We start from the raw sequence: 16354 nt of genomic DNA, 5'->3' as shown, positions 1-16354 counted from the left end.
CCACGGGCGGCTACCCGATGTCGACGACTCGGGCCCACTCGGGCGGCGAGTCCGGGACGTAGTCGGGATCGTCCTCGTCCCATCCTCCGTCGCCCGCGTCCCGCCGGGGGAACAGGCCGACCACCGTCCGGCACGCCGGTTGCGCACTCGGCCAGGGTGTCTGCCCGTCGGTCAGCACCACGATGACGTCGGGCCGGGGCTGCGTCCGCAGCGCCTTCGCGAAGCCTGTACGCAGGTCCGTGCCGCCACCACCGACCAGCGGGATCCCCTCCGCACGGCACAGCGGGTGGACGACCCGGGCCGACGCGTCGCAGGGCAGAACACTGACCAGGTCGCGGCGCCCTCCCACGGCACGGGAGATCGCGGCAACTTCGAGGAGCGCGCTGCCCAGTTCGGCGTCACTGACCGATCCGGAGGTGTCGATGACCACGGAGACCCGGGGCGGCTTGCGCCGGAGGCTCGGCAGGACGACGCCGGGCATTCCGGCCGAGCGGCGTGACGGGCGGCCGTAGGTGTAGTCCTCCCCCGCTCCCGCGCCTGACGCTGCCGAACGGACAGCCGCGCCGAGCAACTCCCGCCACGGCTGCGGCGGGTGGAACGCCTCCTCCGCCCACCGCTGCCACCCCTGCGGGGTGCGCCCCGGACGGCCCGTGATGCCCTGCGCCACCCTGAACCGCACCGCGTCCCGTTCCTGTGCGCTGAGGCCGTGCCCCCCGTCCGGTCCCAGGTCCCACCCCCTCTCCAGCCCGTCGGCGCCGCTGCCGCAGTCCAGCCAGGCGAGGCCCTCGGTGTACGGCCCGAGGCGGAACTGGCGGAGGTAGTCCTCCATGAGCCGGCCCTCGGAAAGCCCCAAGGTCCCTGGCCGGACAGCACCTTCGGGCTGGACCAGCCCGTCACCGAATGCGTCGTCGTTGATCTCGCAGTCGGCGGCGATGTTCATCCGCAGCCGTTCGCCGGGCCCGGTCAGCCCCCGTTCCCGCGCCACCCGGTCGCTGCGCCCGTGGTGGTCGCGCAGCAGGTGCGACACCTCGTGCACCCATACCCCGGCCAGTTCCTCCTCCGACGTGCGCGCCACGAACCCCGGTGAGACGTAGCAGCGCCAGTACCGGTCGACGGCCATCGTGGGCACCCGCCGCGACTCCACGGTGTGCAGGGCGAACAGCGCGGTCGCCAGGTAGGGGCGGGCCCGGGCGGCGTGCAGCCGGGCGGCGAAGAGCTTGTCGAGGTCCAGAGCCCCCGTGGCTCCCGGATTCATCGGCGGGCCTTCGTGGCGACTGCGGCCCGGGCAGCGGCGTGGTCCGCGCGCCGGGACATGGACACCACTCCGGCGAGCCGTTCGATCGACGCCGGGACGTCCCAGTTCTCCTGCCGCAGCGAGGCCAGTGTGGTCGCGGGCACCACCACCAGGTCCGGGGCTCCGGTCTCCAGCGCCCGGACGAGGAGCGCCCACGCCGCATCCCAGCGGGAGCGTTCGGGGCGGTTGCGGACCGCCGCCACCACACCGTCGAGCACGGCCTGACGCAGATCGCCCCGCTCGGGGAGGACGGCACCCGCCGGGTCGGCGAGGAGTTCCTCGGGGTCGGGGAGGTCCATCCGGTCCAGGCTCGCCAGCAGCTCCAGGCCCGGTCCGTCCCCGACCGCACCCCTGACCAGCAGGGACAGTACGTCGCGGGAGGAGCCCGCCGCGGTCGCGAAGGCGATCAGGCACAGGGTCATGTCCCAGCTGCGGGGCGAGGGCCAGGGGCCGCCGCGGCGCGTTTCGCTGCTGGGCAGCTGGTGCACGAGCTTGGGGCGGGCGGCGAGGAGCCCGCACACCGCGCGGCGGGCGAAGTCCACGGCATCCGGAAGCCTCCCGGGGTCGAGCTGCGGCAGTGTGGCGCGGGGCCATGTGCCGCCGAGGCCGCGCACCACGACCTCGTGGTCGTGGTGCCACTGGAGGTGGACGAACCGGTTGGCCAGCGGCGGGCTCAGTTCCCAGCCGTCGGCAGCGGAGGACCGCGGGTTCGCGGCGGCCACGATACGGACACCCGGCGGCAGTTGCAGGGCGCCGATCCGCCGTTCGAGCACGAGGCGGAGCAGGGCGGCCTGAACGGCCGGCGGCGCGGTGGACAACTCGTCCAGGAACAGCAGCCCCCGGCCGGCCCGTACGAGGCGCACCGCCCAGTCCGGCGGGGCCATCGGGACACCGTTCGCCGCGGGGTCGTCGCCGACGATGGGCAGCCCCGAGAAGTCGGACGGTTCGTGGACGCTGGCGATGACCGTGGTCAGCGGCAGGTCCAGGGAGGCGGCGAGTTGGGTGATGGCCGCGGTCTTCCCGATCCCGGGCTCACCCCACAGGAGTACGGGCAGGTCGGCTGCCACGGCCAGCGTCAGTGCTTCGAGCTGTTCGTCGGGACGGGCTTCGGTGGTGGTGTCGCGCAGCAGGGCCATCAGCCCGTCGGCGACGGCGAGTTGGGAGAGGCGGGCTCGGTCGGAGGGAGTGCCGTTCGTGACGGGCGGCGTGCATGTGGACATGTGTGATCACCTTTCGGGTTCGCAGGGGGCGCGACGAAGGACGGCGGGCCGAGGAAGGACGGGCGTGGATGGGCGCGGCGATGACGAAGGACGGCGCGGGGCGCCGGGACGGGGCCCGGGGTCAGCGGGGGGTCAGGTGACGCGAGCGCGAGCGTGGGTCGCGGAGAAGCACGTGGTCAGGGCGGTAGCGGACCGGGCCCGGCCCGATGAGGTCCGCCCTGAACAGGCCGTAGGTGATCCGCCGTCGGGCGGCCGCCTCCAGTTCGTCCCGCAGGGCGCCGCTGCGCAGCACCGCGCCAGGACCCAGCAGGCCTTCGACGACGGCCAGCGCACCGGTGATGTCGCCGTGGTCCAGCCGTTCCCGGACGCCGGTGAGGCAGTCCGGATGTCGGTGCGCCTCGTCGATGGCCCGCAGGCAGGGAAGCGGAGTGCCGGTCAGTGCGACCAGCAGTTCCTCCCGGCGGATCTCGACCGGGTCGTGGTCCAGCGGCACCAGTACCCCGTCCACCAGGCCGATCCGGTGCTGAGCGCCGCGGCAGTCCACGAGCCGTGGCTGTCCTGCCGTGTTCGGGGTCGGCGACGGGCCGGCCGGCATGTGGTCCGGTACGAGTGCCGCGACGACCAGCGGGTGCAGCCGGTCGGCCTCGACCGCGCCGGTACGCAGGAGTTCGAGGTCGGGCAGTACCCAGGTCGCCGCGTCCGGAAGGACGGGTGGAGCCGGGGCGCCGTCATCGGCCGCTGCTTCCGCGATCCGCAGGGAGGGCGGGCCGGGACCGTCCGCATCCGCGTCCCCCTCCGCGAGAACGTGCAGGTGGAGCCGGTGCCGGCTCCCGAGGCGCACGGCGACTGTTCCGGACGTCCGCCCCTCGGCGTGGAGCAGCACCCCGGCCTCGTCCGCCCACCGGTCGACGGCGCAGGCGCCCCCCTGCGGCACGAGCTCCAGGCCGTCCGGGTCCCCCGCGGGACGGCGGAGGGGGTGCCGGCCGGCCCCGGACCGGATCGCCAGCTCGCCGGTTCTGCGCGCGTCCCACAGGTGGCGGTGCAGGTCGAGGCGGAACCGCCGGTTCGGGTGAGGATGCGGATGGCGGCGGGCGCCCGCACCGGCGTGGGATCCGTCCCACAGCGCGAGGCTCATCCGCTGGCCCGCGTCCGCCCAGGCCGGCGGGGTCCGGACCACGAGGTGCAGCGGTCGAACGCCGTCGTTCGGCGCGGCCTCGTACCGGGCCAGAGCGATCGTCACGCCCGGGCGCAGCAGGCCGTGCGGGCCGATCCTCGGCATGTGCCAGCGCAGCAGGTCAGGTGCCAGATGACGGAGGTCGGCCCGGATCCGGGCCGCGAGTTCCTGACCGTGGAGACGTGCCACGGACCGTAGGTCGAGATCGACGTCGACGCCTGCGGCGGCGCACGCCCCTGCCCAGTCCCCGGCACGACGGCGGGCAGTCGCAGTCTCGATCGTGGAGGGCGGCACGGCGAACTCGCGCACGCGCAGCCAGAAGGACGGGAGGGATTCCCCATTCGCGGTCTGAGTGAGCATCAGCACTCACCTTGCGCGGACGGGTCCCCCAATCTGTGCATGGAGTAGGTCTTCATCGCGGGGCAGCCTAGCGCCCTCCGCGCAGGGCTGCCAGACATTTCCGTCCTCGGCCGTGCGCACACGCTCCGCGTCACCCGGCTGCGGGGGCCCTCGGCCGACGTGCGTACGGGCATCGCCCCAAGTCGTACGTCCATCGGCCGGTGGTCCTACGCCCTCAGCCTGTTACGCCACGTACGTGATGTCCCTAGCGTCCTTGCCATGGATACGACAGGCATTCTCGACGAGGCGCTCCAACGGCTGCACGGTTCGGGGCCTGAGCGGCTCGGGCGGCTCACCAACCACGCGCCGATGGCCGTCGAGGCCCTGGCCGCGCACGGTCGGTCCGGGTCTGTGCACAGGTGGCTCGACCTGTACACACCCAATCTCGAGGAGTTCCCTTCCCGGGTCGAGGCCGTCACGGCCGGCAACTGGCATTCAGCGCTGGGCGATTCGCGCCGGGCCGCCGACTGGATCGACCACTTCGGCCGCGAGATCGCCGACCGCTCCTGGCGTGACGTACTCACCGAGTGGTGGCCCCGTCTCCTGCCGGGCATGTACGGCGGTTCGACGCACCCGGTGATCCGGGTGGGCCACGCCGTGCGCACGCTCCTGGTCGCCGAGAGCACCGCGGCGGGTGGGGTCACCGGGCCGCGGCTGGCCGAGCTCGCCCACGGCCTCGGCTACTGGGCCGCCCGCTTCCACCCCGTCGCGGGTGTCGCCCCGCTGCCCGGCAAGGGCAGCGCGGCGGCCGCCCTCGACGCGGTGGCCCCGATCGCCGAACGGGACGGCGGCTTCCCCGCGCGGCTCCGCCGCGTCACGGGGCTGCCGGTGTGGGCGGCAACGGTCACGGACCCGGACGAGGCGCACCGCCGCCTCACCGAACTCGTGCGCGCCGCCACCCACCGGTACGCCACGCACGGGCACGGCCAGGCGACGATGCTGGTCCACGCGGCGACGGCCCCCAATGCCGTACTGCGTACCCTTCCCGCACTTCCGCGTGTCCTGTGGGTACCGAGCCTGCGGGCTGCCTGGACGGCATCTGCCGCGGTGACCGCCATGTACGCGCCCGACGCGCCGGTCGCGTACGGCCCGCCGGGCACCTTCACACCCGAAGAGGTCTTCGAACGGGCCGTGGCGCACGGCGACGAACACGTCATCAAGCTGACCGACACGGCTCTCGACGTCGGCGACGAGCAGGCCCTGGCGGCGGCCCTGCGGTCGATCGAGCTGAGCGAACCGCCGGCCGGGCGGTGGTGATCCGTCCCCTCAGAAGAAGACCCCGCACCGCAGCAGCACGTTCGCGTAGGGCCGGGCCTCTCCCGTCCGGACCACCAGCCGGGCCTTTACCGAGAGGGCCTTGAGCTCGTCGTGCGGGACGTGGATGAGAGCCGGGAGGCGGGCGGTCAGCAGGCGGGCTGCCTCCGGGTTCGCGTCGCGTACCTCCTCCGCGACCGTCGCGCCTTCCACCACGAGCTCGTCCAGCAGCCCGTCGAGCACGTCGGCGAACGACGGGACACCGGCCCGGAAGGCCAGGTCGACGACGCGGGGGCCCGACGGGATCGGCATGCCCGCATCGCAGACCAGCACGCCGTCCCCGTGGCCCAACTCAGCGAGGGCCCCCGCGAGATGACGGTTGAGGATGCCCGACTTCTTCACAGCGCGGCGACCTCAGCGGCGGTCGGGAAGGACGCCTGCGCGCCCTGCCCTGTGACAGCGGCCGCCCCCACCCGGACGGCGAACGCGGCAGCCGCCGCGAGATCCTCGCCGAGGCCGAGGCGCCAGGCCAGCGCGGCCGTGAACGCGTCGCCCGCGCCGGTGGTGTCGACCGCGTCGACCTCTGGGCTCGGTACGCGGACGCAGTCGGCCGTACGGCCGTCGGCGACCAGGGCGCCCGCCGCGCCCAGCGTGACGACGACCGAGCGCGGGCCGTGCGTGAGCAGGGTCCGCGTCCAGTCCTCGGGGGCGGGGCCCGCCGTGTCGCCGAGGATGCCGAGGATGTACCGCGCCTCGTGCTCGTTGACCACGAGCGGGTCGCAGGCCGTCAGTACGTCCTCGGGCAGGGGTGCGGGCGGGGAGGGGTTGAGGACGAGACGGCTTCCGGGGGCGAGGGAACGTGCCGCCTCGGCGACCGTTTCCAGGGGGACCTCCAGTTGTACGGACACGACCCGGGCCGCACGGAACAGGGGGCCGGCCGCCTTGATGTCCTCGGGGGTCAGCCGTGCGTTGGCCCCCGGGGAGACGACGATGCTGTTGTCGCCCGAGGGGTCGACCGTGATCAGGGCGACCCCGGTGGGCGCCCCGCCGACGAGGACTCCGCCGGTTTCGACCCCCGCGTCCTGCTGCGATTCCAGCAGGAGGCGGCCGTGGGCGTCGTCGCCGACCCGGGCCAGCAGCGCCGTACGCGCGCCGAGGCGGGCTGCGGCGACGGCCTGGTTGGCCCCCTTGCCGCCCGGGTGGACAGCGAGGTCGGAGCCGAGCACCGTCTCCCCGGGTGCGGGGCGGCGGTCGACGCCGATCACCAGGTCGGCGTTGGCCGAGCCGACGACCAGGAGGTCGTACCTGACGGGGGCGGAGTCCTCGTTCTCGTACATCTGTGGTGCTGCCTTTCTTGGGCCTGCGGGGTCAGGAGAAGTCGGCGACGTTCTGCCGGGTGACGACCTTGACCGGCACCTTCACCGTGCTGTCGACCTTCTTGTCCTCGGCAGCCCGCACCGCGTTCTGTACGGCGATCTTCCCGAGTTCCTTCGGCTGCTGGGCCACCGAGGCGTACAGGGTGCCCGCCTCAACGGCCTTCAGGCCGTCCGGAGTTCCGTCGAAGCCGACGACTGAGACAGACTTTCCTGCCTTGCTGCCGAGCGCCTTGACGGCGCCGAGCGCCATCTCGTCGTTCTCGGCGAAGACACCGGTAATCCCGGGGTGGGACTGGAGCAGGTTGGTCATCACGTCAAGCCCCTTGGTGCGGTCGAAGTCGGCGGGCTGCGTGGCCACGACCTTGATGCCCGGGTACGCCTTGAGGCCTTGGGCGAAGCCCGCCCCGCGCTCGCGGCTGGCGGAGGTGCCCGCGGTGCCCTGGAGGACGACGATGCTGCCCTTGCCGCCGAGCTTGTCGGCGAGTGTCCTGGCGGCGAGCTTTCCGCCTGCCACGTTGTCCGAGGCGACGAGGGTCGCGGTCTGTGCCTTGTTGACTCCGCGGTCCGCCGCGATCACCGGGATGTCGGCCGTGTTGGCGCTGCGGACTCCGGGCCCGACCGCGTCGGAGTCCACCGGGTTGACGATGATGGAGTCCACGCCGGAACCGGTGAAGTTCTGCAGCTGGTTGGCCTGCTGCGAGGCGTCGTTCTGGGCGTCGGTGACCGTGAGGTCGACCCCGGCCGCCTTGGCCTCCGCCTGCGCGCCCTCCTTCATCTGCACGAAGAAGGGGTTGTTCAGGGTGGAGAGCGACATGCCCACCTTGGTGGTGCCACCGGAGGAACCGGAGTTGAAGAAGGTCACCGCGGCCACGACGGCCGCCACGCAGATCACCGCGATGCCGAGCTTCATGACCCCCTTGCGGCCCGATCCCGGTGATCCGGGTGCGGCGGAGGAACCGGACGCGGAGGCGGCACCCGATCCGGCCTTGCGGCGCAGCGTGTCCAGCAGTACCGCGAGGGCGATGACGACGCCGATGACGACCTGCTGCCAGAAGGCGGACACGGACAGGAGGTTGAGGCCGTTGCGCAGCACGGCGAGGATGAGCGCGCCGATCAGGGTGCCGGACGCCTTGCCGACGCCGCCCGCGAGGCTGGCGCCGCCGATGACGACCGCGGCGATCGCGTCGAGTTCGTACCCCTGCGCGGCCTGCGGCTGTGCAGAGACCAGCCGGGAGGCGAGGACGATGCCCGCGACGGCGGCGAACAGGCCGGACAGGGCGTAGATGGCCAGCTTCTGCTTCTTGACGCGCAGACCCGACAGCCGGGCCGCCTCCTCGTTTCCGCCGATCGCGTACATGGAGCGGCCGATGTAGGTGCGGGCCAGGATGAGGGCCGTGATCAGGCCCATCGCGATCATCACGAGCACCGGCACGGGGAGCCAGCCGCCGAGCGTGTCGCCGAGGACCGAGACGGAGTCGGGGAAGGCGATCGGACTGCCCTGGGAGATCACCAGGGACAGGCCGCGGGCGACCGAGAGCATGGCCAGCGTCGCGATGAACGGCGGCAGTTTGCCGTAGGAGACGAGGGCGCCGTTCACGAAGCCGCAGGCGATACCGGTGGCGACGGCGAGGATGACCGCCAGCCAGACGGGGACCCCCGCGGAGGTTGCCGACCAGGCGAGGACCGTCGCGGAGAGCGCGGCGACCGAGCCGACGGAGAGGTCGATGCCCGCGGAGACGATGACGAAGGTGACACCGAACGCGAGGATCGCGGTGACGGCGGCCTGCACACCGACGTTGAGCAGGTTCTGGGTGGTGAGGAAGTCGCCGGAGAGCAGCGACATCGCCACCACCAGGACGACCAGGGCGCTGAGGGCGCCGTTGTCGAGCAGGAGGCGCCGGATCGTGTGTCCTGCGGCGCCGCCCGCGCCCGTCGTGCTCTTGAGCGTGTCAGTGGCCACGGGGGCTCTCCTTCTCGTTCTCTGCGTTCGCTGCGCCTTCTGTGGGCGTCGCTATGGGGGCGGTGCTGACGGCGAGTGCCATCACGGCGTCCTGGGTGGCTTCGTGGGCGGGGAGTTCACCGGCGATGCGGCCCTGGGCCATGACCAGCACCCGGTCGCTCATGCCGAGGACTTCGGGCAGGTCGCTGGAGATCATCAGCACCGCGTGGCCGGAGGCCGTCAGCTCGTTGATGAGCTGGTAGATCTCGACCTTGGCACCGACGTCGATGCCACGGGTCGGCTCGTCGAGGATGAGTACGCGGGTGTCGGCCAGCAGCCACTTGCCGATGACGACCTTCTGCTGGTTGCCGCCGGAGAGAGTGCGGACGTGCTGGCCGAGGCCTGCCATGCGTACGCCGAGCTGTTCGGCGATGCGGGCGGCGGCCGTGCGCTGGCCCTTGAGGTCCACGAGGCCGGAGCGGCTCGCGGCGCGCAGGGTGACCAGCCCGAGGTTCTCCTGCACGGAGGCGTCGAGTACGAGGCCCTGCCCCTTGCGGTCTTCGGGGACGAGACCGATCCCGGCCGCCATGGCAGCCGTCACGTCGTGCTTGCCGAGGCGTTCGCCGAGTACGTCGATGCTGCCGCCGTCGTAGGGGTCGGCCCCGAAGACCGCACGGGCGACTTCGGTGCGTCCCGCGCCGACGAGTCCGGCGAGTCCGACGACCTCACCGGCCTTCACCTCGAAGCTGATGTCGTGGAAGACCCCGTTGCGGGTGAGTCCGCGTACGGACAGCAACGGCTGTCCTGTTTCGGGGCGTTCACGGGGGTACTGCTGGTCGATGCTGCGGCCCACCATCAGCTGGACGAGCTCGTCCTCCGGGGTCGAGGCCGGCACCTGGTCGATGCTGCGGCCGTCGCGCAGGACGGTGACGCGGTCGCCGAGCGCCGCGATCTCGTCGAGGTGATGGGTGATGAAGACGACGCCGACCCCGTCCGCGCGCAGCTGCCGCACGATCCCGAAGAGCTTGTCGACCTCCTCGGAGGTGAGGACGGCGGTCGGTTCGTCCATGATCAGAACGCGCGCGTCCAGGCTGAGCGCCTTGGCGATCTCGACCATCTGCAGCCGGGCGATGCCCAGTTCGCGCACCTTGGCCCTCGGCGAGATGTGCAGGCCGACGCGGCGGAGGAGCACCTCGGCGTCGGCTTCCATGCGGCGCCTGTCGATCATCGCGAAGCGGCGCGGCTGGCGGCCGAGGAAGATGTTCTCGGCGACCGTCAGATCGGGCACCAGGTTGAACTCCTGGTAGATCGTGGCGATCCCGAGCTTCTCGGCGTCCTGCGCACCGTGGATGCGGACCTCCTTCCCGCGGGCGAAGATCCGGCCGCTGTCCGGGCGGTAGGCACCCGACAGCATCTTGATGAGGGTGCTCTTTCCCGCCCCGTTCTCGCCGAGCAGGACGTGCACCTCGCCGCTGCGCAGGTCGAAGTCGACGCTGTCCAGGGCGACCACGCCGGGGAAGGTCTTGCGTACGCCTTCGATGCGCAGCAACTCGACTGACTCGCTCACAAGTCGCTCCTGCGGTCCGAGAGGTTCGGGGTGGGCTCGCCGCAGGAGCTGCGTACGACGAGGCGGGCGGGCAGGGTGACGGACTGCGGGGGGCGGCCCTCGACGATGTCGACCAGTGCGCGCACGGCGGCGCGGCCGAGGTCGCCGGTCGGCTGGGCGATCGCGGTGATCGGCGGTCCGGTGTGGACGAACCACGGGATGTCGTCGAAGGCCGCGAGCCCGATGTCCTCGGGAACCCGCAGTCCGCGGGCACGGATGGCGTCCAGTGCGCCGAGAGCCATCAGGTTGTCGGCGGCGAAGACGATCTCGGGCGGTTCGGGGAGCGCGAGGAACTGCTCGGTGGCGCGTCGGCCGCTGTCGGCCTGGAAGTCGCCCTGGCCGATGTACGCGTCGGGCAGCGCGAGTCCGTGCGTGCGCATCGCCTCCCTGAATGCCTCGACGCGCTCGTTCCCGGTGGTCGTGGCCGCGGGGCCGGCGATGATGGCGAGCCTGCGGTGGCCGAGCCCGTACAGGTGGGCGACGAGGTCCTGGATCGCCCGGTGCCCGTCGGCGCGCACGACGGGGACATCGACGCCGGGCATCCAGCGGTCCACGAACACCATCGGGGTACCGGTCCGCGCGACGTCCAGCAGCAGCGGGGAGTCACCGTCGGCCGGTGAGACGAGGAGGCCGTCGATCCGGCGGTCCAGGAGGGTACGGACGTGGTGGTCCTGCTGCTCGGGCCGCTCGTCGGCGTTGCCGATGATCACGCTGTACCCGAGCGCGCGGGCCTCCTCCTCCACGGAGCGGGCCAGGGCGGTGAAGTACGGATTGAGCACGTCGCTGATGACCAGGCCGAGCGTCCGTGTCTGATCGGTGCGCAGCGAGCGGGCCACGGCGTTGGGCCGGTAGCCGAGGGCGTCGACGGCGGCGAGAACGCGTCTGCGCGCGTCCGGGCTGACCGAGGGATGGCTGTTGAGGACGCGGGAGACCGTGGCGGCAGAGACTCCCGCCCGGGCCGCGACATCCTTGATGCTCGCCATTTCCGGACCACCTCCTTGTGGTTCCGAGGGCCTCGAAACCAGCGGACGGGGCCGTGGAATCGATTACACGGACGATTGGAATCGATTACATGACTGAAAACAACCCCCCGAGTGGCGTCCGAGACCGGATCGTGATGGGAGGGTTCGCGCGTGCGGCAACGCAAAGAGCGCACGCCAGGACAGTCCGTGAGACGCGCCTCACGACGGCGGGGCGAACCCCGGGGATCAGTGATCCAGGAGAGTCAGCCGAGACGATTCAGACGGCGCGACGGGGACAGCCAGGTCGGGGATCTCGGTGGAGATCGGCGCGCAGCCGGAGGGCGGAACACTGACGTCGAGCCGTCCGGGCCGCATGCGCAGCCGCACGCCCCGGTGGCCCCCATAACGCAGGGCGAAACTGCATTCGCTGCGTTCGGGAGGGCTACAGGGTCCAACCGCAGTGCCCCGGACCCGGTTTCGAGACCGGTCGGTCCGCGGTGGACCAGGTCGAGGGTGCCGGTGGATCCCTTCCCCCGCGGTCCCGCCCTGCAGATCGGCGATGTCGCCCTCGATGGCTTCCCGGCAGAACGTCCACGCATCAGCTCGCCTTGCGCGTGCGAGGACCCGGCCGTGGACCAGGCAGCTCAGCGTGGAGCCGTGGCTGGTGCGTTGCAGGTAGTAGTCGACGGTGCGGCGCCGGATCTGCTCCTCACGATCGTGCCCGAGCCGATGGAACAGACCGTCCCCTGTTCGTCCCATCGTGCGCGGCGACGGCGGTGGGCGCGTCGACCCTCGGCCGGGACGTTCGGTCCGCACGGTTCACCCGTCGCGCAGGGCGGCCTGTCTCCCGGCCGGGCGCATGGCCCCGGTCCGCCCAGGGGCCGACGAGGCCCAGCTGAGGAGCACCGGCCGACGGCGATCCGGCCGCGCCCGAAGTCCTCCCTCGTGGCTCCAGCGGTCGTATGGATCGTGGTGATTTATGGTGACTCCAGGAATACGCCCCTACCGGAGGTGCAATGAAGCGCACCGCGGCGGCGATCGTCTCCCTGGCCGTCAGCGGGGCGCTGATCGTCGCGACACCGGCTTGCGACGATGGCGGGTCGGAGTCGTCGAACGCCCACTACGGCGACTGCCAGGTCTCGGGACGTCACGGGGAGTTCCAGCTGTCGCCCGTCACAGCGGGCGCCCTCACGGTCAAGACGACGCTGCCCGCGCCCGGCTGGTGGAACGGCAGGACGCCGGACTCCGTCAAGAGCGGCTACGAGTACTGCATGGCCGCCAACATCGCCCACCGGTCCGGACTCGACCGGGTGAAAGTGGAGAACGCACCCTTCCCGGAGATCGTGTCCGGCCGCACCGAGGACTTCGACCTGGCCTTGGCGCAGATCACGATCACCCCGGAACGGAGCAAGGTCGCAGCCTTCTCCCCGCCGTACCTCTCCTCGACCCTGGGAGTGCTGATCAGGGACGGCGAGAAGATCAACGAAGACAATATCCGCGACGCCCGCATCGGAGTGGCCGAGGGCACCACGGGGGAGGAGTTCGTCAGGGAGCGCCTCAAGCCGGCCAAGCCCCTCACCGTCTTCGCCAACGATCCGGAGATGGTCACGGCGCTCGAGGAGGACCGGATCGACGCGGTCGTCCACGACACGACGATTCTGCTGGCGTATCCCCAGAAGCGGGAGGGCAGGGTGCGGCTCGTGGGCCAGTACATGACCGACCAGGGCTACGGGGCCCTGTACCCGAAGGGGTCAGCCGACAAGGCCGAGCTGGACCGGATCATCACGCAGCTCATCGACGACGGGACGCTTGCCAAGCTGTCGGCCGTCTATCTCGGGGCCGCGTTCAACCAGGACCCGGCCAAGATCCCGTACTTCACGGCCGACGACGCCTCGTGAACGCTCCCGGCGTGCGCACGCCCCGGAGTGTGCGGCGGCCCTGATGGCGTTCCGCTCACAGGTCCGTCATCAGGAGACCGCTCAGGTCCCCGGCGGCTCCGGCACCGAGCGCCTGCTCAGCCCAGATGATCTTTCCTCGGTCGGTGTACCGGGTCCCCCAGCGGCGTGACATCTGCGCGACGAGGAACAGTCCACGTCCCCCCTCGTCGGTGAAGGCCGCGCGGCGCAGGTGCGGGGAGGTGCTGGTGCCGTCGCCGACCTCGCAGATCAGGCTGTCGCGGTCGCGCAGCAGCCGCAGGCTGATGGGGCTGTCTCCGTACCGGATGGCATTCGTCACCAGTTCGCTGAGGATCAGCTCGGTCGTGAAGGTGGCCTCGCCGAGCCCCCAGGCCTCCAGCTTGCGGGTGGCCTCGGTGCGGATCCGGGAGACGGCCGCGGGGTCGTGGGGCACCTCCCACTCCCCGACCTGCTCCGGGTCGAGCAGCCGGGTGCGTGCGACGAGCAGGGCGACATCGTCACTCGACCTGGTGCGCAGCATCGCGTCCAGCACCACCCGGCAGGTGTCGTCCGGGGAGGCGCCGTCCGTACGGGCGAGCGCTTCCCTCAGCATGCCGAGCCCGGTGTCGATGTCACGGCCGCGGGCCTCGACCAGGCCGTCGGTGAAGAGGACCAGCCGGCTGTCGGCGGCCAGCTGGAGTTCGGCGGTCTCGACGGGCAGGCCTCCTCCCACACCGAGCGGCGGGGAGACAGGGATGTCAGGGAAGGTCACGGTGCCGTCGGGCGAGACCAGCGCCGGACCGGGATGACCGGCCCGGGCGACGACACACCGCCCGGATACCGGGTCGTAGACCGCATACAGGCAGGTGGCACCGGTGATGGCCTCCGTGTTTCCCTCGGCCGTCGCATCCTGGTCGATCCGGGTGATCAGGTCGTCCAGGTGTGCGAGAAGCTCGTCCGGAGGCAGGTCCAGGGCCGCGAAGTTGTGCACCGCGGTCCGCAGGCGTCCCATCGTCGCGGCGGCGTGCAGGCCATGTCCGACGACGTCGCCGACCACCAGGGCCACCCGGGCGCCGGGCAGCGGGATGACGTCGTACCAGTCGCCGCCCACGCCGGCCTGGGCGGGCAGGTACCGGTGCCCGACCTCCAGGGCGGACAGTTCGGGGAACGTGCCGGGCAGCAGGCTGCGCTGGAGGGCGACGGCCGTGATGTGCTCACGGGTGTAGCGGCGTGCGTTGTCGATGCACACGGCCGCCCGGGCGGCGAGTTCCTCGGCGGGGGACAGGTCGTCCGACTGGAAGGGGTCCTGCTCCGAGCGCCAGAACGCCACGGCCCCCAGCAGTTGGCCTCGAGCCTGCAGCGGTACCGAGATCATGGAGTGGATACCGTATTCGATGACCCTCTGGGTCCGCTCCGGGTCCTGGGCCCTCCATCCGTCGCTCGTGGCGAGGTGCTCCACCAGGACGGGCCGACCGGTGGTCATACCGAGGGCCGTGGGGTTGCCGGGCTCGTAGTGCATACGCGTCCCCACGGGGTCGAGGGGCGCGTCGTCCCGGATGCCCGCAGCTGCGACGCGGCACATTTCCAAGCTCGCCACCGTCGGTTCGCCACCGCGCAGCACGGGCTCCAGCAGCTCGATGGTGGCGAAGTCGGCGAAGCGCGGAACCGCCACCTCGGTCAGCTCCTCAGCGGTGCGCGTCACGTCGAGGGTGGTGCCGATCCGCGTGCTGGCCTCGTAGATCAGTCGCAGGCGCCCGCCCGCCACGTCCGCCCGGCCGGCGAGGGCGCGCAACTCCGTGGTGTCCCGCAGGGTGGCCACGCTGCCCCCCTTCGGGCCCACCGGCCGCACATTGACCGCGAGCAGGATGTCCCCGGCCAGGAAGACCTTGTCCGTGGCTTCCCGGCCCGATCCCAGCAACCCGGCCAGGGCCGGGCTCAGCCCCAGTCCGGTGACCGCCCTACCCTCGGCCTCCGGCGGCAGTGCGAGCAGCCGGCGCGCCTCGTCGTTGACCAGCAGCAGCCGTCCGTCACCGTCCAGAATGATCACGCCTTCGCGGACCGCGTGCAGCACCGCGTCATGGTGCTCGTACATGCGGGTCATCTCCACCGGCCCCAGGCCGCCGGTCTGGCGCCGCAAGCGCCTGCTGACCAGCGCCGACCCGCCTGCGGCCAGCAGCAGCGCGACACCGCCCGCGGCGAAGATCACCGGCAGTTGGTGCTGCACCACACTGGTCACCTTGCTCACCGTGACTCCCACGGTGACGAGGCCGACCGCGGTCCCCTTCGCGTCGAAGACGGCCACCGTCGAGTCGACGGCCTTCCCCAGACTGCTGTCGAACGTGGTCTGGTGGGGCTCGCCTTCGAGCGCCTCGCCGTAGGAGGTGGAGACGTGCTTCCCGATCTGGTCCGGGTCCGGGTGGGTCCACCGGAAGCCGTAGGGGCTCAGCGCCACGACGTAGTCGACGCCGGTCTTCTCGCGCAACGCCTCGGCGTGCGGCTGGAGTGCCGCCGTCGGGTCTTCGCTCTTCATCGCGATCGCTGTGCCCGGTGCGTTCGCGAACGACTCGGCGGCCACCAGTGACCGGTCGCCGGCTTCCTGGATCGCGCGGTTGCGGTCCTGGATCACGAGGACCACCACGGCCGTGGCGATGAGCAGCAGGACGACCCCCAGTTGCAGCAGGAAGACCTGGGTGGCGACGGTGCGCGGCCACAGCAACGACAGCAGACGCCGGGCGGCGGAAGGGTGACGGGCGTCCGGGCCGGCTTCCGGCGGCACGCGGTCGCGCCGTCGGCTCGCTGGGACGTATCGCCCGAGGTTGCCCATTTCCTCAGTATCGGTGACCGACCCGTCGGGCGCGGCTCAGGACGGGCTCAGGCACCACCGGTCGACCTGGCGCCACAGCGAGCGGGGTGCAGCATCCGATCTGCCACCGCACCCCTCAGCCTCGCCGATCACCGCGACCGAGGGCCTCGGGAACGACGAAAAACCGGTCGAGTCATGTGACTCGACCGGCGATTCCTGAACGCACTGGGGACGATCTTGCGAACGTCTCTGGTGTCCGAGGGGGGACTTGAACCCCCACGCCCGATAAAGGGCACTAGCACCTCAAGCTAGCGCGTCTGCCATTCCGCCACCCGGACAAGGTGTCTGTCGTTCACGGTGTGTTCCCCGTGGCGACAAAGAAAACAATACCAGGGGTTTGGGGTGCCCCTCACCTGCATTTTCGGTGGTCAG

11 protein-coding genes, 1 tRNA gene and 1 pseudogene are annotated in these 16354 nt (G+C 71.6%); 2 read left to right on the top strand and 11 right to left on the bottom strand.

The genetic code is table 11. The annotated features are described in order from the left end of the window. Positions 1–10 precede the first annotated feature (10 nt). The 3 genes from ABZS61_RS11315 to ABZS61_RS11305 all read right to left on the bottom strand — a co-directional run bounded on the left by ABZS61_RS11315 (position 11) and on the right by ABZS61_RS11305 (position 4048). A complete protein-coding gene (locus ABZS61_RS11315) occupies positions 11–1255 on the bottom strand; it encodes a VWA-like domain-containing protein (protein WP_356417959.1) in 1245 nt (414 codons plus the stop codon). Further along, positions 1252–2514: a MoxR family ATPase gene (locus ABZS61_RS11310; protein ID WP_356417957.1), complete on the bottom strand. Its 1263-nt coding sequence runs from the start codon at positions 2512–2514 to the stop codon at positions 1252–1254. The genes ABZS61_RS11315 and ABZS61_RS11310 overlap by 4 nt, the downstream gene beginning before the upstream one ends. 121 nt (positions 2515–2635) lie before the next feature. Beyond that, positions 2636–4048 (bottom strand): hypothetical protein, encoded by a 1413-nt coding sequence (locus ABZS61_RS11305; RefSeq protein WP_356417955.1) that lies wholly within the window; start codon positions 4046–4048, stop codon positions 2636–2638. A 258-nt stretch (positions 4049–4306) separates the two neighbouring features. Between ABZS61_RS11305 and ABZS61_RS11300 the strand changes: the two genes are divergently transcribed. Next, on the top strand, positions 4307–5344 hold the full coding sequence (locus ABZS61_RS11300; protein ID WP_356417953.1) for a questin oxidase family protein: 1038 nt from the start codon (positions 4307–4309) through the stop codon (positions 5342–5344). A gap of 9 nt (positions 5345–5353) precedes the next feature. Here ABZS61_RS11300 and rbsD read toward each other — a convergent pair whose 3' ends face one another. The 6 genes and pseudogenes from rbsD to ABZS61_RS11270 form a co-directional block, all read right to left on the bottom strand. Next, positions 5354–5743, bottom strand: a complete 390-nt coding sequence (rbsD, locus tag ABZS61_RS11295) for a D-ribose pyranase (protein ID WP_356417951.1) — start codon at positions 5741–5743, stop codon at positions 5354–5356. Beyond that, a complete protein-coding gene (locus ABZS61_RS11290) occupies positions 5740–6678 on the bottom strand; it encodes a ribokinase (RefSeq protein ID WP_356417949.1) in 939 nt (312 codons plus the stop codon). Before ABZS61_RS11290 ends, rbsD begins: the two co-directional genes overlap by 4 nt. Positions 6679–6709: 31 nt before the next feature. After that, on the bottom strand, positions 6710–8677 hold the full coding sequence (locus ABZS61_RS11285; protein ID WP_356417947.1) for a substrate-binding domain-containing protein: 1968 nt from the start codon (positions 8675–8677) through the stop codon (positions 6710–6712). Further along, positions 8667–10223: a sugar ABC transporter ATP-binding protein gene (locus tag ABZS61_RS11280; protein ID WP_356417945.1), complete on the bottom strand. Its 1557-nt coding sequence runs from the start codon at positions 10221–10223 to the stop codon at positions 8667–8669. Before ABZS61_RS11280 ends, ABZS61_RS11285 begins: the two co-directional genes overlap by 11 nt. Then, positions 10220–11245: a LacI family DNA-binding transcriptional regulator gene (locus ABZS61_RS11275; protein ID WP_356417943.1), complete on the bottom strand. Its 1026-nt coding sequence runs from the start codon at positions 11243–11245 to the stop codon at positions 10220–10222. Before ABZS61_RS11275 ends, ABZS61_RS11280 begins: the two co-directional genes overlap by 4 nt. 225 nt (positions 11246–11470) lie before the next feature. Next, a pseudogene (locus ABZS61_RS11270) lies at positions 11471–11965 on the bottom strand (glycoside hydrolase family 65 protein); the annotation flags it as partial. Positions 11966–12240: 275 nt separating this feature from the next. On the opposite strand from ABZS61_RS11270, the gene ABZS61_RS11265 reads away from it, so the two are divergent. Then, positions 12241–13122, top strand: a complete 882-nt coding sequence (locus ABZS61_RS11265) for an ABC transporter substrate-binding protein (RefSeq protein ID WP_356417941.1) — start codon at positions 12241–12243, stop codon at positions 13120–13122. A gap of 55 nt (positions 13123–13177) precedes the next feature. On the opposite strand, the gene ABZS61_RS11260 is transcribed toward ABZS61_RS11265, so the two are convergent. Then, positions 13178–15844, bottom strand: coding sequence for a SpoIIE family protein phosphatase (locus ABZS61_RS11260; RefSeq protein WP_356418437.1), 2667 nt, complete (start codon positions 15842–15844; stop codon positions 13178–13180). A gap of 328 nt (positions 15845–16172) precedes the next feature. Then, positions 16173–16260: transfer RNA gene (locus tag ABZS61_RS11255), tRNA-Leu, on the bottom strand. Positions 16261–16354: the final 94 nt, after the last annotated feature.

Origin of the sequence: Streptomyces sp. NPDC005566, assembly GCF_040605575.1 — a bacterium.
Taxonomy (GTDB): Bacteria; Actinomycetota; Actinomycetes; order Streptomycetales; family Streptomycetaceae; genus Streptomyces.
This window is presented reverse-complemented; position numbering and strand designations above follow the sequence as displayed.